Source organism: Chloroflexota bacterium, assembly GCA_015478725.1.
In the GTDB taxonomy this organism is placed as follows: Bacteria; Chloroflexota; Limnocylindria; order Limnocylindrales; family CSP1-4; genus C-114.
In genome coordinates this window covers 134,437-153,580 of sequence record JADMIG010000001.1, presented here as the reverse complement: position 1 = coordinate 153,580, position 19,144 = coordinate 134,437, and the positions used below count along the sequence as shown (strand labels likewise).

Sequence of the window (19,144 nt, the reverse complement as noted above, 5' to 3'; positions counted from 1 at the left end):
TCGCTCAGCGGCCGGCGGCGACGGTCGCCGCGGCGGGGGCGACGCCGGGGGTGATGGACGCGCCCGCCTGGACGGCGGCTCCGGCGGCCCGGATCGCCGCCACGATGTTCTGGTACCCGGTGCAGCGACAGATGTTGCCCTGGATCGCGTGCCGGATCTCGTCGTCCGTGGGGTCCGGATCGCGCGCCAGGAGGTCGGCGGCGGCCATGATCATGCCCGGCGTGCAGAAACCGCACTGGAGGCCGTGCTGCTCCCAGAACGCGGTCTGGAGCGGATGGAGAGCGTCACCGTTCGCCATTCCCTCGATCGTCGTGATGGTCGCGCCGTCCGCCTGGACGGCGAGCATCGTGCAACTCTTCACCGCCTGGCCGTCGACCTGGACCGTGCAGGCGCCGCACTGGCTCGTGTCGCAGCCGACGTGGGTGCCGGTGAGACCGAGATCCTCGCGGAGGAACTGGACGAGGAGGCGTCGCGGCTCGACGTCCGCCTCGCGACGCTCCCCATTGACGACGAGGGCGATGTGTTCGGACACGAGCGGACCTCCTTGTCGCGGATCGCGGTCACGGAACGCGGAGACGGGAGCGGCGCAACGAGACGTGAGCGGCGCAACCCTCGCGACGGGATCGGTCGGAGGGAGGTGGCTGCCATGCTGCGCCTCCGGCCGGGGAGAATCAAGCCGGCACGTCTCATCTGGTCACCGGCGGAACGCAGGTGAGCGATCGGCTCGTTCCGCGTGGACCGGACCGCGCGATCCGTGCGTGGCCCAGCACGTTCGAGCCGCAGGACCCCCTTCGGGACGCCATATCCTGGCTCGAACGTTCCGGAGATGAGCGTTTGAGAACCCACGGGCGTCGAGCCGGGTCATCTGGTCCGCGAAACTGGTCCTCGAAAGACGATCTCGGCATCGGCCACCACGTGCGCGTCGGCGAACGCATGCCAGAACCGGCTCACCCGCCCGCTCCTTCCGCGCTCCCGGCCTCCATTGCTTCCGCGGTGCCAGCCTCCGCGTCGATGATGAAGTAGACCCCGACCGCCCGGATGTGGGCCCGGGCGAGGCGATAGACGACGTTGCCCGGGAAAACATGCTGGCCCGTCGCCGCGATCGCCCGGTCGCGGAGCTCGCCGATCTCGAGCCGTCGCGCGCGGATCTGGATCGAGGCCGGCCACGAGAGCGTGAGGGTCGCGCCCCCGGCGGCCTCGAGGTTCCTCGTCCACGGCACGTCGCCGTTGGGATGGCCGAGGAACCAGCGGTCGCCGTCGCGAAGGAGGCCGAGGAGGACGCGGCGCTCGCGGCCCGTTCGTCGCCCGAGGACGCGCAGCTCGACGACGTTGCCGAGACCGTAGCCGCGCCACCACGTCCGGACCAATGGGTCGAGGACCGCGATGAGCCGGTACTGGAGGCGGAGGTAGACCCGCCACGCACGGGACGCCCTCGGCTCGGGGAGGGCTGGGATGGAGCCCGGCCGGGACCGCCTCACGGGCGTCGCCGCCTGTCCGGCGGTTGCCACCTCACGGCCGCCCGCGCGGCTTGTGCTCGCCCGGCGCGAATCGGCCCATCGCCGCGCTCCGGATGTCGTGTGCCCGCGGGTCGATCGCCCGGGCGAGCGCGCCCGGTTCGGCTTCGTAGTACTCGGCCGCCTCGCCGATCCGCCGCATCTTCGCGAGGGCCGCGTCGTGGTCGAGGCCGGTGAGATCGGCGGACGTCGCCAGTCCCACCCGGGCATGACCCCGCCCGCCCGTGGAGGCCGCGTAGCCTACAGCGAAGGCGAGCACCTCGAGTTCGTCCTCCCGGGCCGTCCGGGCGTCCGCCGCGCCCACGATGACGCCGCGATCGCCGGGCACGGCGACGACAAGCCGCCAGTTATCCGGCCCGGCGCACAGGTCGAAGAGGTAGCTGTGATACGGCGCGTCGAGGATCGTCGCCGCTCCGGCGGCGTCGGCGTTGCCGCCGCGGATCGCGAGCGTCCGATGCGGCCCGCCGTCCGCCGCTCCGACCGCGTTCACTGCCGGATCGGGCAGGCCGGCGAGAAGGCGGCGCTGCGCGTCGGCGAAGAGGCGTCGCTCCGCTGGATCGTCGCCGATCCGCACCGCACCATCCTCCACGATCTCGAGGACCGGGCATCCGGCGTCGGCGAGGGCGTGGAGCTCCGCGTTCAGTGCCTCCGCGAGCGCGAGGGTGACCGCCGGGCGGCCGAGCCGTCCGGGCGCGATCGCCCGGCCGAGGGAGTACGGGCCGACGAGGACCTGCTTCACGGGTCGGTCCGCCAGGTCGGCGGCGATGGCCCATCCGTCCACGAAGATCGGGCGTTCCCAGCGCGGGAGCTTCCGCGCCACCGGCGGCGCCCCGGCGCGGGGCTCGACACCGCCAAAGCCGCGAATGAGGGCACCGATCGGATCGGGGTGGCGGAGCCCACCGTCCGTCAGGACCCCGAGTCCCGCCGCGACCTGGTCGGCGAGGGCCGCGGCGACGAGGCCATCGACGGCGTCGACGGCAGCCGATGGCGAGCCGGCGTCGAGGGCGGGCGACGGCAGGGTCAGCGGCATGGTCGGCGCCGGGAGCGAACCGCCGAGTGTGGCGAACATGGCGGACGGATGCTACCCCGACGCCCGACCTTACATCCCCCTTACACACGCGGCGAGGTTCCGGAGGGCGGCTCGCTATCCTTCGGGCGGTGAAGACGATCCTCATCGTCGACGACGAACGGAACATCGTCGACCTCCTTCGCCTGTACCTCGAGAAGGAGGGATTCGCCGTCATCGCGGCCGGCGACGGCGAGCAGGGCCTCGCCCTCCACGCCCGCCACGACCCGGACCTCGTCATCCTCGACCTCATGCTGCCGAAGATCGACGGCTACGAGGTCTGCCGGGAGCTCCGTCGCCGCGGGGACACGCCGGTCCTCATGCTCACCGCCCGGGACGACGACGTCGACGCGATCGTCGGGCTCGAGCTCGGCGCGGACGACTACGTGACGAAACCGTTCAATCCGCGGGCGCTCGTCGCCCGGGTCAAGGCGATCCTCCGTCGGGCCGATGCGACGGTCCGGGGCGGGCGCCCATTCGAGGTCGGCGACCTCCGGATCGACCCGCGGCGGCGCGAGGCCACGGTGGGGGAACGACGGCTCGAGCTTCGGGCGCGCGAGTTCGACCTCCTCGCCGCCCTCGCCCGCGATCCCGGCGTCGTCCTCACCCGCGACGCACTCCTCGAGGGCGTGTGGGGCACGGATTTCCCCGGCGAGACGCGGACGGTGGACGTCCACGTGGCCGAAGTCCGCAAGAAGCTCGGCGACGACGGTCCGCCGATCGAGACCGTCCGGGGCGTCGGCTACCGCCTCGTCCCGCCGCCGCGCGAGCCGGTCCGGCCGGCCGCGACCGACTGAGGAGCCGTGCCGCGCAGCCTCACCGCCCGCATCGTCCTCGCCTTCCTCGGCGTCGCCTTCGTCGCCTGGTTCGCGATCGGAGCGACACTCTTTGTCCTCCTCCGCGGGCTCCACACCCAGACCCTCGGCAGCCGCCTCGAGGACCAGGTGTCCGCGCTTGCCGTCCAGCTCCGCCAGGCGACGATCGCTGGCGACGCCCAGACGCTGCTGGCCGGCATCCACGACGAGCTACCGACCGCGGGCGTCGACGCGTTCATCGTCACGGCGGACGGCCGGGTCGTCAGCCTCTCCGGCACGCCGACCCTGCGGGCAGGCACGTTCGCGGTCGATCCGGGCGGCCGCGGCTCGGCGAATCACGGGGTCACCGCCTTCCCGGACGGTCGGGCCTACGTCTACGCCGCCACGGTCATCCGCCCCGGCGCTGCCGCGGGTCCGAAGGCACTGGTCCTCGCGACACCGGATACGGCGGGTCGCGACGCCGTCGGCGATCTCGTGGCCACCGTCCCCATCGTCGTGGTCGTCACGCTCCTCGCGGGCGCACCGCTGGCGTGGCTCGTCGCGCGCTCCGTGGGCGCCCCGCTGCGCCGCCTCGCCGCGGCCACGGCGGACGTTCCCACCACCTCGCCGATCCCGCCGCTCCCCCTCGACGGCCCGACCGAGGTGCGGGACCTCATCGTCCGCTTCAACGCCATGACGGAGACACTCGCCCAGACCCGGGACCGGGAGACCGAGCTCCTGGCGAACCTCCGCCACGACCTTCGAACGCCGCTGACGGTCATCGGCGGCTTCGCCGACGCGCTCGCCGACGGGACGGCCACCGGCGAGGACGCCGGACGGGCGGCCAGGGCCATCGCCGAGGAGTCCGCGCGCCTCGAGCGCCTCGTCGGCGAGCTCGGGGCGATCGAGCGACTGCGTGCCGGGGCCGCCGGGCTGCGACCGGAACCGCTCGATGGCGGCGCACTCATCGAGGAGGCGACGGCGCGCTTCGCGCCCGGGGCGGCGAGTGTCGGCATCACGGTCTCGGCCGTCCGGCCCGAGTCGCCCGAGACGGCTGCCGCCGACCTCGGCTTCGTCGCCGACCGGCTCGCGGTCGACCGGATGCTCGGCAACCTCGTCTCGAACGCGCTCGCCGTGGCACCCAGCCCCGGCGGCCATGTCTGGCTCGAGGCCCGCCGGATCGGTCCGTCGTTCCCCGGGGATGCGGGGTCGGTGGCCCTCTCGGTGACCGACGACGGTCCCGGATTCCCGCCCGGCGCCACCGAGCGTGTCTTCGAGCGATTCTTCCGGCCGGACCCGGCCCGGTCCGGTGGCGGCTCAGGCCTCGGGCTCGCGATCGTGCGCGAGCTCGCGGCCGCCCATGGCGGATCGGCCCATGCCGAGCAGGTCGCCCCGCGCGGCGCCCGGGTGAGCGTCGTGCTGCCGAAGGTGCCTCGCCCCGCGGTCTGACCGGCGCCCGCGGGCTGGCCGCACCGTCAGATGTGCCGGCCGATCCGTGGCACCTCCGTCTGCGCACCGGCCGCCGCGCCACGGCGCACCGCCTCGTCGCCGATGACGAGACCGACCACGACAACGACGGCGAGGGCTGCGATCCCGACGACCTGGACGAGCGGCGCGACCCGCTTCGACCCGCGCGTCCCGTCCGCCTGCTGCCAGAACGACGAGAGCGTCGGCGCGCCCGCCGGAAGGAGGATGAGACCGAGCCACAGCCCGCCGAGCAACCCCCCGATGTGGGCCGCGTTGTCGATGTTCACCGTGCCGCTCCCGGCCAGGCCGAAGCCGAGGAGCAGGTTGATGACGATGAGCGAGCCCACCTGGGTGAGGATCGCGCGGCGACGGCGGTCGACGACCGGATGGTGGACCCGCGAGGCCACGAGGAGGACCCCGAACAGGCCGAAGACCGCCCCGGATGCCCCGGTCGCGAACCCGGAAGGCCCGACCACGAAGCTCGCCGTCGAGGCGGTGACGGCGCAGGCGAGGTACATGAAGAGCATCCGCGGCCCGCCGTAGATCGCCTCGACGACCGGCCCGACGAGGTAGAGGGCGTACATGTTGAAGCCGAGGTGGATGAAGAAGAACGTCGGGTCCGGAGCGTGGACGAGGACCACGGTCACGAGCCGCCACAGCTCACCCGCGGCGACGCCCGCCTTGCTGAGCCAGAGGATCGGATAGAGCCAGCCGAAGTCGACGCTGTTCGCCGTCTCGGAGAATCCGGCCCACGCGGTGAACGAGACCACGACCGTCACCGCGATGATCGCGTACGTCACGAGGGCGTTCGTGCGGCCGCGGCTCCGCCGGAAGTAGCGGGCGGCTCCGCCGGTGTCGCCCGTCTCCTTCGACAACCAGCCGAGTCGCGAGGCGATCTCCCCCTTGTCCTCCGCCGGAGCGCGTCGATCCGCCTCGCGGTACGCGCGGAGAGCGCCGCCCAGGTCGCCGTCACGGACGTTCGCCGCGGCGATCTGGCGCCAGGCGAGGTATGTGCTCGGCGTCTCCGGCAGCTCGAGGATGCGGCGCCAGGTCGCGAGAGCCGCCCCCTCGTCGTCAAGGCGGTAGAGGGCGTTCCCGAGCCCGTACAGCGCGCTCGCCGTGATCGCCGGATCGTCGAAGCCGACGACCCGCTGATAGTGGCCGGCCGCGTCCTCCGCGTGTCCCGCCTCGAGGAGCTCATCGCCTCGGCGGAGGACGGCGATCGCCGTCGCGCGGTCGAGCGGGCCGGGCTGGTTCGGGTCCATGCCGCGGCCCGGGCGGTTCGGCTCGTCCATCGGCGCGACTCTACTAGACTGCCCGACGATGTGCGGTCGATTCACCCAGCAGCGGTCCGATGCGGAGCTCGCGGAGCTGTTCGACGCCGAGCCGTTGTCCGACGATCCGGGCGGCCACTACAACGTGGCGCCGACAGATGCGGCGTCGGTCGTCGTGGAGAAGGGCGAGCGGCGGGCCGTCGCTCGCTACCGCTGGGGCCTCATCCCGCACTGGGCGACGGACCCATCGATCGGCAGCCGGCTCATCAACGCCCGGGCGGAGACGCTCGCCTCGAGCAACGCCTTCCGGGACTCGCTCGCCCATCGGCGCTGCATCGTCCCGACGGACGGCTTCTACGAGTGGCGTCGGGCGGACGGAACACGGCAGCCGTTCCTCATCGCGGCGGCGGATGGGTCGCCGCTCGCCCTCGCCGGCCTGTGGTCGGGCTGGCGCGATCCGGCGACGGACGAGATCCGGCGGACCTTCACGATCGTGACGACCGCCGCGAACGAGTTCATGGCGCCCATCCACGACCGGATGCCGATCGTGCTCCCCCGCCACGCCTGGGCCACCTGGCTCGATCCCGGTATGGAGGATCTCGGCGAGGTCCAGGCGATCCTCGCCGCGGCCACTGAAGCGGATCTCTCGGCCCATCCGGTCGCACCGCTCGTGAACAACGTCCGAAACGACGGCCCGGCACTCGTCGTGCCGCTCGACGAGACAGCGGACGCGTCGAGCGGGCGGGCGAGAGGTCGGTCTACTCCCTGACCGGGTCCCAGCGCGCGCGGTCGACCGCTCGCTCGAACGCCTCGCGTGGCGGCGTCCCGCGGTCGAGTGCCGCGGCGTACGCTCCGACCACGTCCGCGAACTCCTCGGATGGGCCATCGTCCGGCGCCTCGAACCATGTCGTGTCGTCGCCGGCGGTCGGGACGGGCGACGACGATGGGCCGACGACGATGAGTCGGGCGCCGCTGTAGCCGGCCGCCTCGCGGGCGATGACGAGCACCTCCTCGTCGACCGCCTCGCCGACGATGAGGACGTCGAACGAGGCGAGATAGCGGAGGGCGAGGTCGAGGTCTCCCGCCTCGATCGGCGGTCCGGTCGGATGGGACGGCACCGCGCGGCCCGGCTCGCCGGCGTCCTCGAGGATCGAGGCGGCCGGCGTCACGAGCTCACCGTCGGACGCGGGGTCGGGCCCGCCGGCCGGCGTGGTTCCCACTCCGGCACGGAGGATCGCGGAGTGACCGAGGCCGCCGCGGGTGAGATCCATGAGCACCGCGTCGCCGATCGGATCGTCGGCGAGCCGACCAACGATCTCCACGGTCGAGCCACGCCCCGCTGCGGCTCGGGCGATGGCGACGGCCATGCCGCTCGCGACGATGTGGCCATCGCCCTCAGCGGAGGACGCGACGGGGCTCCCGACGACGACGATCACCGGCCAAGCGTAACCGGCCGACGATGATCCGTGGACGGTCCCTCGCGATGGTCCGCGGACCATCGCGAGCCCTCCTCGACCGTCAGCCGTGCCCCGGATCGCTCGTCGCGTCCGGCGCCTCGGTGGGCCGTGGCGTGCCGGATGGCCGTGGTGTATCGCCGGGTCGGGGCGTTCCCCGGTCGTCGAACGTGGGGGTCGGCGTCGGCGTCGCCGTCGGGACGGCGGTCGCAGTTCCGGACCCACCGGATCCGGAACCGCCTCCGGGCGGCGGCGTGCCGGACGGCCGCTGCGTCCGACCGGGCCCCGGCGTCTCCCCCGCCTCACTTGCGTCGGGGCTGCCACTCGGTTCCAACGACTCGGACGGCTCGGGCGAGCCCGAGACCGACGGTCCCATCGAGGACGTCGTGGACGCGCCGGGGCCGCCGGTCGATACCGTCGACGGCCCGCCCACGGTGGGCCCGGGACCGAGGAGCCGGAACCCGCCGACCGTCGCGAGACCACCGAGGGATCCCGCGAGGAGGACCACGACGAGGACGAAGGCAGCCGCTTGGGCTCGCACGGCGGGCGGGCCACCGCCACGCCACGCGATCCGCCAGGTGTCGCGAAGCGCGAGGAGCATCGCCAGAGGCCGGCCCTGGCGGGCCGCCAGGCCGGCGGCGCCCGTCGGCCGAGGGAGCGGTTCGAGCGCGAGTGCAGCGAGGACGCGAGCCTCGAATCCCGCCGTCGGCGCCGGCCCCGGACGGGCGATGCCCTCGAGGTCGCGGGCGAGCTCGAGGAGACGGGCCGCATCGGCGCTCGACCCGATCGGCTCCGCCGACCCGGCCAGTTCGTCGGGATGGAACGGACCGCTCATCGACCGATGCCCTCGTCGTCGAGGGCGACCCGAAGTCGGATGAGGCCACGATGGAGGTGGGTCTTCACCGTCCCGAGGGGACGGTCCGAGGCGACGGCGATCTCGGCCAGGGAGAGGCCGCCGAAGAACCGCAGCGCGACCACCTCGCGGTACGGCTCGTCGAGTCGGGCGACAGCACGCCGGATCGCCGTCGTCCGCTCGGCCCGAACGGCGATCGACGCCGGGTCGGCGACCGTTCGCGACTCCACGGCCTGCTCGACGAGTCGGGTGCGAACCTCCCGTTCGCCGGCGCTCAGGTCGCGCCCGCCGGACCGCGAGTCGGACTCGATCGGGTCGATCCAGGCCACCGGACGCCGCCGGACCGCCTGGCGGAACGCGATGCGGGTCGCGATCCGCGCGAGCCACGCCCCGAAGGAGCCGTCGCCGCGCCACGAGGCGAGCGACCGGAACGCGGTGACGAACGCCTCCTGCGTCACGTCCTCCGCCTCGTGGAGATCGCCGAGGATCCGATGGCAGAGCCGGACGACGGTGGTGGACTCGCGGTCGACGAGCGCCCTGAAGGCGTCGCGATCGCCGCCGAGGACCGCGTCGACGATCGCTCGATCGTCACGGGCCGCGGCAGGATCGCGGTTCTCAGGCGATGGGGACGAGGGTTCGATGGGTCCGGCTCCGGCGCAGTCACGGTCGGTCGGGCCACGATCGGGCCCGACCCGCCACCATCATGCGTCGGCTGACGCCATTCCACCGTGGTCCCTTCGTCACGTCATCGAAACCCGGTCGGCTCAGCCGTCCGGGGGTCAGTCGCCGCCGCCGTCGTGCGAGGTGGCGTCGTCGTGCGAGGTGGCGCCGTCGTGCGAGCTGGAGTCAGGACCGTCGTGTCCGGTGGACGCCTGCGGTGAACTCGTCGAGTGGACCGCCTCGGTCGCCTCGGGGGTCTCGCTGGGCTCCGGCGTGCCGGTCGCTCGCGGTGTCCCGCTGGCCTCCGGCGTATGGCTGGGCTCCGGGGTCTCGCTGGCCTCCGGGCTCTCGCTGGGCTCCGGGGTCCTGGCCACGAGGGGCTGCCCGGACACCGAGTCGAGCGCCGATGCGTCGACCACCGGCACCGTCGTCGGCGCCCCCGGCGACGAGACGGCGTCCGCGCCGATGACGACCGCCGCGATGAGGAATCCCGCGACGAGCGTCCCGCCGACCGCTCGCACGATTCGTGTTCGATCCATGCCGTAGATCCTCCGAGTTCGACACCAGCCGGGCGACCGGGGTCACATCTCGTCCGAGACTGCCGGCGTGAAAAAGGTTTCAGGCGCCTCCCGGAGAATCCTCCCGGACGATCTCGAGCGGTCCGAATCCGGCGCTCTCGAGCGATGGGCCGATGGCGTCGGCATCCCCGACGAGGACGATCCCGGCGCGTTCGAGGTGGATGTGCTCGCGTGCCGCGGCGAGGACGTCCGCGGCCGTCACGGCCTCGATCCGTGACCGATACGTCGCGAGTTCATCGTCGGGGAGGTCGTGGACGACCAGGCCGGCGATCGAGCCCACGACCGGGCCGGGTGTCTCGAAACGGAGCGGGAAGACCCCGACGAGGAAGTCGCGGGCGGCCCGCAGCTCGTCCTCCTCGACGGCCGCGGTCCGCATCCGGTCGAGCTCCATGAGGATCTCCCGGATCGCCCGTACCGTGACGTCCGTGTTGACGGCCGCCCTGGCGACGAACGGGCCGGCGGCACGGCGAAGGTCGAAGCCCGCGCCGGCACCGTACGTGTACCCCTTGTCCTCGCGGAGGTTCCGGTTGAGCCGCGAGTTGAAGAGGCCGCCGAGGATCGCGCTCATGACGGACACGGCGTGGTAGTCCGGGATCCGCCGCGACAGGCCCGGATGCCCCACCCGGATCTCCGTCTGGACCGCTCCGGCGCGGTGGACGAGGCGCACGAGCCGGGCCTCGAGTGCGGGACTGGCGACGATCGGTGGGTGATCGACGGTCCCGGGCGCCGTCGACCAGCCGCCGAACAGCCGCTCGGCGATCGCCGGCACGTCGAGTCCGGCGAGGTCGCCGCCGACGACGAGGACGATCCGCTGCGGCACCATCCCCCGCGCCCACGCTCGTCGGAGGTCCTCGTCGACGAGCGGCTCGACGGTCGGCCGGATCCCGCCGGCCGGCCGGTGGTACGGCGACTCGGCGGTGTAGATCGTGTCCGTGAACGCCTCGTCCGCCCGTCTCCGCGGGTCGGCCGCGGCCTGGAGGAGGTCGTTGAGACGCTCCTCGCGGAGGCGGTCCACCTCGGCGGACGGGAAGGTGGGCTCGCCGACCATCTCGGCGAGGAGCTCGAGGGACGGCTCGAGTCGATCCGCCGGGACCTCGACGCCGGCCGACATCGTGTCCCAGCTCGTCTCGGCGTGGAGCGACGCGCCGATCCGCTCGGACGCCTCGACGAGGGCGATCGCGTCGAAGCGCTTCGTCCCCTCGGACAGGGCGCGCGCCGCGAGCACGGTCACGCCGGCATGGGCGGCCGGTTCATCGACCGCGCCGTTGCGGAGGACGAGCGTCGCGCTGACGAGCGGCCGCCCCGGGACCTGCACGGTGATCACGGTCAGACCGTTGGGGAGTCGGTGACGCTCGAAGTCCGGGAAGTGGTACGGGCGCGGCTCGCCGGGTGTCGGCCGTGTCGGGATGACGATGTCCGTCACGCCGCGGCCTCGTCGTCGACCGCTTCGGCGGCGTCGAGCGCCGCTGCGTCGGCCGGCGCCGTCGCCGGAACGTAGGTGAGGACGGCCCGGTTGTCCGACCGGAAGACACCCGCGGCGGCCGCCCGGATGGCGTCCGGCGTGACCGCCAGGAACCGGCCGAGCATGCGGTTGATGAGGTCCGGATCGTCGAACAACGTCGCGTACATCGCCAGCCGGTCCGCCCGTTCCTCGACGCGCTGGAGCGCTCCGAGCTCGTCCGTCTCGACGAGGGCTCTGGCCCGGGCGAGCTCGTCCGCCGTGACCGGCTCCCGGCCGAGCCGCTCGAGCTCCTCGATGAAGAGCGCCTCGACCCGCGCGATCGCGACGCCCGGTCGAACCGTCGCCCAACCCGCCGTCACGGAGGCGCCGCCGATGAACCCGAGGCTGAACATGACGACGTCCTGGGCGACTCGCTCGTCGCGGACGAGGCGCCGGTACAGGCGGCTGCCCTTCCCGCCGGCGAGGATCTGCGACGCGACCTCGAGGGCGTCGAAACGCGGGTCGCCGAAGACGGGGGCCCGGAAGCCGAGGTAGACGCGCGGCAACGGGACGCGATCCTCGACGATCTCGCGATGCTCGCCACCGAGCGTCGGCGGCAGGCGCAGGTCAGCGAGCGGCGGGATCGCCGGATTGGCGGGGATGGCGGAGAAATACCGGGCGACCCAGCGTCGCGCATCCGCCGGATCAACGTCGCCGACGATCGCGAGGACCGCGTTGTTCGGCGCGTAGTACGTCCGGAAGAACGCCTTGACGTCGTCGAGGGAGGCTGCATCGAGGTCGGCCATCGAGCCAATGGTCGGGTGGTGGTAGGGGTGCTCCGGCGGGTAGAGGTGGGCCTGGAGCTTCTCGTTCCACGTCCCATACGGGCGGTTGTCGTACGACCAGCGCTTCTCGTTCTTCACGACCTCGCGCTGGTTGTCGAGGTTCTCCTGGGACAGCGCGTCGAGGAGCGTCCCCATCCGGTCGGCCTCCAGCCAGAGGGCGAGCTCGAGCTGGTGCGAGGGCATCGTCTCGAAGTAGTTCGTGCGATCGAGCCACGTGGTGCCGTTCATCGTGCCGCCGGCCGCCTGGACGAGCGCGATGTGCTCGGCCTTGCCGACATGCGCGCTGCCCTGGAACATGACGTGCTCGAAGAGGTGGGCGAATCCGGTCTTGCCCGGGACCTCGTGCTTGCTCCCGACGTCGTACCAGATGTCGACGGCGACGACGGGCGCGAGGTGGTCCTCCGCGATGATGTAGCGGAGACCGTTCGGCAGACGTTCGTCCGTGAAGCGGACGGCGGGGATCGGCATGGGTGCTCTGGCTCCTGTGGGCCGGACCGTGTTCGAGGAACGCGGTGCCGTTCGCGATTGTATGGCCCCCGCGCTCAGACAGGACCGCCGGGCCCGATCCGCGGTCAGGTCCGGCCGGCGACCGCGAGCGGACCGTCCGTGCGGGCCCGCGTGGGGACCCACTCCGCGAGCGAGCGGACATCCGCGAACGCGGCCGCGATCTCGGGTTCGAGCGCCTCGGCGGCCGCGACCGCTGTCTCGATGGCGGTGAGGCAGAGGATGCCCTCGGCGGTCGCGGCGTGGCGGATCTCGGCCGCGTCGCGGACGGCACCGCTCCGCGGCGTCGGCGTGTTGACGACGAGACGCACGGTTCCGGCCGCGATGAGGTCGAGGATGGGCGTCTCGTCGGGCCCAGCCGTCGCGCCGAGCTTGGCGACGGCGCTCGCCGCGTGGCCGAGGCGGGCGAGCGCCGCGCGGGTCCCCGGCGTGGCGGCGAGCGCATACCCCGCCCGACCGAGCGCGGTGGCGAGTCGAGGCAGGAGTGGCTTGTCGCGGTCGGCGATCGAGATAAGGGCGACTGACGCCTCGCCGGACGAAGCCGCGAGCCGTGGCGGGACGAGCGCCGCGCCCACGAGCGCCTTCGCGAGGGCGACCCGGACATCCTCGTGGATGCCGATCACCTCGCCGGTCGACTGCATCCCCGGCCCGACGGATGGATCGACGCCGCGGAGCTTGGCGGTCGAGAACGCCGGCGCCTTGACGGCGACGAACGGCGGCGGCGCGAGCAGGCCGTTCCGCCAGCCGAGCTCGCTGAGGGTCGCGCCGAGGGCGATCCTGACCGCGAGATCGACCATCGGGACACCGGTGACCTTGGACATGAAGGGGACCGTCCGGCTCGCCCGCGGGTTCACCTCGATGAGGTAGACGCCATCCTCGCGGACGATGAACTGGGCGTTCACGAGGCCGTGGACGTCGAGCGCACGGACGACCCGCTCCATGGACGCGACGATGAGCTCCTGGTCGCCAGCGCTGATGCTCTGCGGCGGGAACAGGCCGACCGAGTCGCCACTGTGGACCCCGGCCCGCTCGACGTGCTCGAGGAGTCCCGGGATGAGGACGTCCCGTCCGTCGGCGACCGCGTCGACGTCGACCTCGACCCCCTCGAGGTAGCGGTCGATCCGCACCGGCCGGTCGGGATCGACGACCGTCGCCGCGGCGAGCTGCCGGACGAGGTCCTCCGGGGAGTAGCAGAGGTCGATCGCGAGGCCGCCGATGACGAACGACGGTCGCATGATCACCGGGTACCCGATGCGCTCCGCGAGCGTGAGCGCCTCCTCGACACTGTGGGCCATCCCGCCGTCCGGCTGGGGGATGCCGAGGCGGTCGAGGAGGGCGGCGAAGCGGACCCGATCCTCCGCCTGGTCGATCGTCTCGAGGCTCGCTCCGCGGAGCGGGATGCCGGCGGCGGCGAGCGCGGCGGCCAGGTTGAGCGGCGTCTGGCCGCCGAACTGGACGAATGCCGGAAGCGGCTCGTCGCCGGGCGCCGTCTCCGCATCGACGACGCTCTCGACGGACTCCGCATCGAGCGGTTCGAAGTACAGCCGGGTGGAGGCGTCGAAGTCCGTCGAGACGGTCTCCGGGTTCGAGTTGATCATGATGGCGCTCCAGCCGGCGCGGCGGAGGCTGTCCGCCGCCTGGACGGCGCAGTAGTCGAACTCGATCCCCTGGCCGATGCGGACCGGGCCGCTGCCGATGACGAGCGCCCCCGGGCGTGGCGTCGGCGGTGCCTCCGGAGGCGACCCGGCGGCGGCGTATGTCGCGTAGAAGTACGGGGTCTCGGCGGCGAACTCCGCGGCGCACGTGTCGACCATCGCGTAGCCTGGGACGAGGCCCACGGCCAGGCGCGTGGCCCGGATGGCCGCGGCCTCCACCGCGGCAAGGCCGGCCAGCTCGCGGTCGCCGAAGCCCGCCCGCTTGGTCGTCGCGAGGAGCGTCATGGCCGACTCATCGGCCGGATCGAGGAGCCGCGGGCCCATCGCGGCGACCTCAGCCTCGAGCGCCACGTTCCGTCCCATCTCGGCGAGGAACCACGGCGCGATCCCGGTGGCGGTCTCGACGTCCCGCTCCGGCACGCCGCGCCGGAGGAGCGCGAGGATCCGCCACAGGCGCGAGTCCGAGGGGGCGAGGAACGATCGGAGGCGGATCGGATACGACGTCCGTTCCGCATGGCGGAACGCCTCGCAGGCCGCGGCATCGCCGCCGAAGCGGGCGAGGAGCTCCGCCGGGTCGTCCGGGTCGAGGCCAGCCGCCCGGGCGATCGATCCGAGCTCCGCGATCCAGGTCGGATCCTCCGCGAGCGGGCCGGCACCCGCCTGCTCGATGCCGCGGAGCGCCTTGTTGAGGGCCGCCCCGAACGTGCGGTCGATCGCCATCACCTCGCCGGTCGCCTTCATCTGGCTGCCGAGGCTCCGGTCGGCGGTTGGGAACTTGTCGAACGGGAAGCGCGGCAGCTTGACGACGACGTAATCCAGCGCCGGCTCGAACGCGGCCACGGTCGTGCCGGTCACCACGTTGGGGATCTCGGCGAGTCGTCTGCCGATCGCGATCTGGGCGGCGACCCGGGCGATCGGATAGCCGGTCGCCTTGCTGGCGAGGGCGGACGAACGGCTGACCCGCGGGTTGACCTCGATGACGGCGTATTCGGCGGCGTCCGGCGACAGGGCGAACTGGACGTTGCAGCCGCCCTCCACGCCGAGTGCCCGGATGATCGCGAGGGCGGCACTCCGGAGCCGCTGGTGAACCGCGTCGGTGAGCGTCTGGACCGGCGCGACGACGATCGAATCGCCGGTGTGGATGCCGAGCGGATCGACGTTCTCCATCGAGCAGACGGCGATGCACGTATCGTCCGCGTCGCGCATGACCTCGTACTCGATCTCCTGCCAGCCGACGAGGCAGCGTTCCACCATCACCTGCCCGATCGGACTGGCGCGGAGGCCGGCGCGGACCCGCTCGTGGTACTCCATCTCCGTCCCGACGATCCCCCCGCCGGTGCCGCCGAGGGTGAACGCCGGCCGGACGATCGCGGGCAGCCCGATCTCGACGAGCGCTCGAGCCTCCGAGTCGTGCCGCTCGTCGGGCGTGGCACCCGCGACGATCGCGGACGGGGCATATGGCTGTCCGATCCGGTCGAGCAGGTCACGGAACCGCTCCCGATCCTCGGCCATCTCGATCGCCTCGAGCGGCGTGCCGAGGAGACGGATCGGATGCCGTTCGAAGACGCCGGCCCGGGCGAGGGCCACTGCGAGGTTGAGCGCGGTCTGACCGCCGAGCCCGGCGAGGAGGCCCTCCGGCCGCTCGCGGGCGATGATCGCCTCCACGACCTCCACGGTGAGCGGCTCGAGATAGATGACATCGGCGACGGAGGGGTCCGTCATGATCGTCGCCGGGTTGCTGTTGACGAGGATCGTCCGGACGCCCTCGGCGCGGAGCGCCCGGCAGGCCTGCGTCCCGGCATAGTCGAACTCGGCCGCCTGGCCGATGACGACCGGCCCGGAGCCGAGGATGAGGACGGAGGCGGGTCTCGTCATCCGGCGTCCGCACCCCTCGCGGCGCCCGTACCTCTCGCGGCCAGGTGGAGGGTCGCCGCGGCGACGAAGCGATCGAAGACCGCCAGCGCGTCGAGCGGTCCCGGCGCTCCCTCCGGGTGGTACTGGACCGTCTCGATCGGCAGCTCGCGGTGCCGGAGGCCCTCCACGGACCCGTCGTTGAGGTTGGTCTGGCTCACGTGGAAGCCGCTGCCCGGCGGGAGCGTCGCGCCGTCCACGGTCACCTCATGGTTCTGGGCGGTGACCTGGACCAGGCCCAGGTCGATGTCGCGGACCGGGTGGTTCGCCCCGTGGTGGCCGAATCGGAGCCGCCGCGTCTCCGCGCCGGCCGCCCGGGCGACGATCTGATGGCCGAGGCAGATCCCGAGGAGCGGCCGGCCGTCGGCGATCGCCGCCCGGGCCAGGGCGACCGGTCCATGCAGGCGAGCGGGATCGCCGGGGCCCGGCGACAGCACGAGCCCGTCGATGTCATGGGCGAGGGCGGCCTCCGGGTCGATCGTGTGCGGAAGGAACCGCACGCGCACCCCGCGCCGCCGGAGCGAGCGGGCGATGTTCGCCTTCGAGCCGTAGTCGACGAGCCCGATGAGCGGGCCGCCCTCCCCCGGCGCGCCGAGCTCGCGGATCTCGGCCGGCGAGACCGCCGCCACGAAGTCCTCGTCCTCCCAACGTGGCACGGCCGCCGCGGCCGACCGTGCGGCAGCGGCGTCGACCATCGTCGGCGCGGTGACGACCGCGCGGAGCGAGCCGTGGGCGCGCAGGTGCCGGGCGAGCGCCCGGGTGTCGACCCCGGCGATCGCCGGGACGCCCGTCTCGCGGAGGAGCGTCGCGAGCTGGCGGGCGTCGTCGAGGACCGCGGCGGTCGCGTTCGCCACGACGAGGGCGCGGAGCCACGGGCGGGCGCTCTGATCGTCATCGACGAGCCGACCATAGTTGCCGATGAGGGGGTACGTCATGACGACGATCTGACCGGCGTAGGAGGGGTCCGTGCAGACTTCCTGATAGCCCGTCTGGCTCGTGTTGACGACGAGATCCCCGCCGGCCGAGGACGGGGCGCCGAATGCGATCCCCTCGAAGACGGTGCCGTCTTCGAGGGCGAGGAGGGCCGGGCCGTGGTCGCCGATCCGGGGGTCCACGATGGCGCCCGATCGGGCGCGCGGCGGTGCGATCACGCGATCGGGGACGGGATGGCGGGCTCGGGCGGAAACGTGGGACCGTCGACCGGCGGACACCGGACCGAGGTGCCGAGGGCGGCCGCGGACATCGGACGAGCCTCCTTCCCGGCCTCACGGGACCGGTCCGCCGGCCTCACGGGACCGGCTGTCAAGGGACGTCGCTAGGGTAGCAGGTCGCCTCGCGGGCACGGGTGCTCACGCCACGGATGCTCACGGCGGCGACGCGGTCGCTCCGGCGCCCGTCAGGGACGCGGAGGCCGCGGGCGAGGCACTCGGGCCCGGGCTGCCGCTGGCGGCGGGGCTGCCGCTGGCGGCGGGGCTGCCGCTGGCGGCGGGGCTGCCGCTGGCGACGGGTGTCGGGCGCGGCGTCGGCTTCGGTGTCGGTTGCGGCGCGTAGCAGGTCGGCGCGGCCGCCGGTGGTCCCGCCGCCGTCGTCGTCGGCGGCGGGATGACGAACGCCGGATCCGGCATGACCCCGGGCGCGGTGTACAGCGAGACGCCGAGCCGTGCGATCGCCGCCACGTCCGGGATCTGGATCGAGCCGCGCGGGTCCGCGACGACGGTCGGATGGACGAGCGGATACCTGATGACGGTCTCGTAAACCCGCGATCGATCGATCCCCGAGACGAACGGCGCGAGGTCGGGCAGGAGGCTCGGCGGGATGTTCGTCTGGATCGTGTCGCCAATGGCGCGGAGGAACCCGAGCGGGTCGTCGAGGAAGCCGCCGTGGACGATCCGGTCGCGGAGGGCGACGAGGATCTGCTGCTGCCGGGCGGCGCGCGTGAAGTCGCTCTCACCAGCGGACTTGCGGATCCGGGCGAACGCGAGCGCCGCGTCACCGTTGAGGTGATGGTGGCCGGCGCCGATGCTGAAGTACGAGCGGACGTACCCGTACTCGTCGTAGGTCGGATCGCACAGGGCGTGGTCGACGTCGACGTCGACGCCGCCGACGCTGTCGACGAGAGCGACGAAGCCGCCGAGGTTCACCTGGGCGTAGTAGTCGATGTGGACGCCGAGGAGCGTCCCGAGGGCGCCGGCGAGGACGGCCTGCCCGTTCCCGCCGTAGCCCGGGAACTCGTCCGGGTGATAGGCGACGTACGAGACGAGACCATTGATCTTGGGATAGAACGATCCGCCGCGGGCGAGCGGGACATTCACCATGTCGCGCGGCACGGAGACCATCGTCACGGTCCTCGCGACCCGGTCGAGCGACGCGACGATCATCGTGTCCGTGAGTGCGGTCGTCCGCCCGACGCCGGAGTCCATCCCAAGCAGGAGCACGGTGAGGCGGGAGGGTCCCGCTGACGGGCTCGCGGTCGCGCCGGGAGCGGCGGACGCGGCCGGCGACGCCGCGGCGAATGTTGGGAACGGCGCGCCGGCATCGGACGTCGCGGGCTGGAAGATCCGGGCCTCCGAGTCACGGAGGGTCGCCGTGGCCGCCGCGAAGCCGACCTGCGGCGCGACGACGAAGATCGCGAGGAGGACCAGCGGGGTCGCGTCGCGCAGCCTGAGTCTCGGGAATCGTGGATCGAGGAGGACCGTCCCCACCGCCAGGATGCGCCAGGCGAGGACGAGGAGCTCGACGACGAGGATCGTTCCGATGACGGCCGGGTCGGCGAGGTAGGCCGCGCTCCGCACGATCGGCTGGGTCGCGACGACGATCGCGAGTCCGATGAGCCCAACGAGGAGCGGCGCGATGAACACGACGCCGGCGCGGCGTCGTCCGACGATCAGGTGGCCGAGTCCCGGGATGAGGCTCGAGGCGATCGCGGCGCCGTAGCGGGCGCGGGCGCCGACCGGCGCGTCGGGTCGCGGCGGAGTCGGGTTGGGAAGGTCAGTCATGCGGCGGCCGGCATCCTACCAGAGGGCCGCCGCGGAGCCGGACCCCCTGCGTCTCGCCGCCCGCGACCTGCGTCTCGGCGCCCGCGACCGATCGCCTGCTGTCTCATCCGCTCATCGGGGGAACGTTCGATC

The 19,144-nt window shown here is 73.0% G+C and carries 16 protein-coding genes; 3 read left to right on the top strand and 13 right to left on the bottom strand.

Translation table 11 applies throughout. From position 1 onward, the window contains the following. Window positions 1-4 precede the first annotated feature (4 nt). The 3 genes from IVW53_00695 to IVW53_00685 form a co-directional block, all read right to left on the bottom strand. Window positions 5-532: a (2Fe-2S)-binding protein gene (locus IVW53_00695; GenBank protein MBF6604089.1), complete on the bottom strand. Its 528-nt coding sequence runs from the start codon at window positions 530-532 to the stop codon at window positions 5-7. Window positions 533-947: 415 nt separating this feature from the next. Continuing rightward, window positions 948-1,478, bottom strand: a complete 531-nt coding sequence (locus IVW53_00690; protein ID MBF6604088.1) for a hypothetical protein — start codon at window positions 1,476-1,478, stop codon at window positions 948-950. Between the two features lie 31 nt (window positions 1,479-1,509). Further along, window positions 1,510-2,583: a hypothetical protein gene (locus IVW53_00685; protein MBF6604087.1), complete on the bottom strand. Its 1,074-nt coding sequence runs from the start codon at window positions 2,581-2,583 to the stop codon at window positions 1,510-1,512. Here IVW53_00685 and IVW53_00680 point away from each other — a divergent pair. Both IVW53_00680 and IVW53_00675 read left to right on the top strand, forming a co-directional pair. Then, window positions 2,499-3,377, top strand: coding sequence for a response regulator transcription factor (locus IVW53_00680; protein ID MBF6604086.1), 879 nt, complete (start codon window positions 2,499-2,501; stop codon window positions 3,375-3,377). The two genes, IVW53_00685 and IVW53_00680, sit on opposite strands and share 85 nt — an antisense overlap. A gap of 6 nt (window positions 3,378-3,383) precedes the next feature. Continuing rightward, complete coding sequence (locus tag IVW53_00675) at window positions 3,384-4,823, top strand: HAMP domain-containing histidine kinase (GenBank protein ID MBF6604085.1); 1,440 nt, start codon at window positions 3,384-3,386, stop codon at window positions 4,821-4,823. A 26-nt stretch (window positions 4,824-4,849) separates the two neighbouring features. Here IVW53_00675 and IVW53_00670 read toward each other — a convergent pair whose 3' ends face one another. Continuing rightward, window positions 4,850-6,136 (bottom strand): rhomboid family intramembrane serine protease, encoded by a 1,287-nt coding sequence (locus tag IVW53_00670; protein MBF6604084.1) that lies wholly within the window; start codon window positions 6,134-6,136, stop codon window positions 4,850-4,852. 28 nt (window positions 6,137-6,164) lie between these two features. Between IVW53_00670 and IVW53_00665 the strand changes: the two genes are divergently transcribed. Beyond that, window positions 6,165-6,884, top strand: a complete 720-nt coding sequence (locus tag IVW53_00665) for an SOS response-associated peptidase (GenBank protein ID MBF6604083.1) — start codon at window positions 6,165-6,167, stop codon at window positions 6,882-6,884. On the opposite strand, the gene IVW53_00660 is transcribed toward IVW53_00665, so the two are convergent. The 9 genes from IVW53_00660 to IVW53_00620 form a co-directional block, all read right to left on the bottom strand. Beyond that, on the bottom strand, window positions 6,874-7,551 hold the full coding sequence (locus tag IVW53_00660) for a hypothetical protein (protein ID MBF6604082.1): 678 nt from the start codon (window positions 7,549-7,551) through the stop codon (window positions 6,874-6,876). The two genes, IVW53_00665 and IVW53_00660, sit on opposite strands and share 11 nt — an antisense overlap. Window positions 7,552-7,633: 82 nt before the next feature. Beyond that, entirely contained in the window at window positions 7,634-8,404 is a 771-nt protein-coding gene (locus IVW53_00655) for a hypothetical protein (GenBank protein MBF6604081.1), read from the bottom strand. Further along, complete coding sequence (locus IVW53_00650; protein ID MBF6604080.1) at window positions 8,401-9,063, bottom strand: sigma-70 family RNA polymerase sigma factor; 663 nt, start codon at window positions 9,061-9,063, stop codon at window positions 8,401-8,403. The genes IVW53_00655 and IVW53_00650 overlap by 4 nt, the downstream gene beginning before the upstream one ends. Before the next feature lie 138 nt (window positions 9,064-9,201). Then, window positions 9,202-9,621, bottom strand: a complete 420-nt coding sequence (locus IVW53_00645) for a hypothetical protein (protein MBF6604079.1) — start codon at window positions 9,619-9,621, stop codon at window positions 9,202-9,204. Window positions 9,622-9,700: 79 nt separating this feature from the next. Then, complete coding sequence (locus IVW53_00640) at window positions 9,701-11,083, bottom strand: insulinase family protein (GenBank protein ID MBF6604078.1); 1,383 nt, start codon at window positions 11,081-11,083, stop codon at window positions 9,701-9,703. Continuing rightward, entirely contained in the window at window positions 11,080-12,414 is a 1,335-nt protein-coding gene (locus IVW53_00635) for an insulinase family protein (GenBank protein MBF6604077.1), read from the bottom strand. The genes IVW53_00640 and IVW53_00635 overlap by 4 nt, the downstream gene beginning before the upstream one ends. Before the next feature lie 104 nt (window positions 12,415-12,518). Then, a complete protein-coding gene (gene carB / locus IVW53_00630; protein MBF6604076.1) occupies window positions 12,519-15,980 on the bottom strand; it encodes a carbamoyl-phosphate synthase large subunit in 3,462 nt (1,153 codons plus the stop codon). Further along, the gene (gene carA / locus IVW53_00625; protein MBF6604075.1) at window positions 15,977-17,119 is read right to left on the bottom strand and encodes a glutamine-hydrolyzing carbamoyl-phosphate synthase small subunit; all 1,143 of its coding nucleotides are present in this window, start codon (window positions 17,117-17,119) and stop codon (window positions 15,977-15,979) included. Before carA ends, carB begins: the two co-directional genes overlap by 4 nt. A 261-nt stretch (window positions 17,120-17,380) precedes the next feature. Next, window positions 17,381-19,012 carry an LCP family protein gene (locus tag IVW53_00620; protein ID MBF6604074.1) on the bottom strand — a complete coding sequence of 544 codons (1,632 nt, stop codon included), beginning with the start codon at window positions 19,010-19,012 and terminating at the stop codon, window positions 17,381-17,383. Window positions 19,013-19,144 lie beyond the last annotated feature (132 nt).

What these genes read in the sequence shown, in the direction of transcription:
- IVW53_00680 (MBF6604086.1), top strand. Translation starts at nt 2,499, where the DNA reads ATGGCGAGCCGGCGTCGAGGGCGGGCGACGGCAGGGTCAGCGGCATGG.
- IVW53_00685 (MBF6604087.1), bottom strand. Translation starts at nt 2,583, where the DNA reads ATGTTCGCCACACTCGGCGGTTCGCTCCCGGCGCCGACCATGCCGCTG.
- IVW53_00670 (MBF6604084.1), bottom strand. Translation starts at nt 6,136, where the DNA reads ATGGACGAGCCGAACCGCCCGGGCCGCGGCATGGACCCGAACCAGCCC.
- IVW53_00665 (MBF6604083.1), top strand. Translation starts at nt 6,165, where the DNA reads ATGTGCGGTCGATTCACCCAGCAGCGGTCCGATGCGGAGCTCGCGGAG.
- IVW53_00655 (MBF6604081.1), bottom strand. Translation starts at nt 8,404, where the DNA reads ATGAGCGGTCCGTTCCATCCCGACGAACTGGCCGGGTCGGCGGAGCCG.
- IVW53_00645 (MBF6604079.1), bottom strand. Translation starts at nt 9,621, where the DNA reads ATGGATCGAACACGAATCGTGCGAGCGGTCGGCGGGACGCTCGTCGCG.
- IVW53_00635 (MBF6604077.1), bottom strand. Translation starts at nt 12,414, where the DNA reads ATGCCGATCCCCGCCGTCCGCTTCACGGACGAACGTCTGCCGAACGGT.
- carB (MBF6604076.1), bottom strand. Translation starts at nt 15,980, where the DNA reads ATGACGAGACCCGCCTCCGTCCTCATCCTCGGCTCCGGGCCGGTCGTC.
- IVW53_00620 (MBF6604074.1), bottom strand. Translation starts at nt 19,012, where the DNA reads ATGACTGACCTTCCCAACCCGACTCCGCCGCGACCCGACGCGCCGGTC.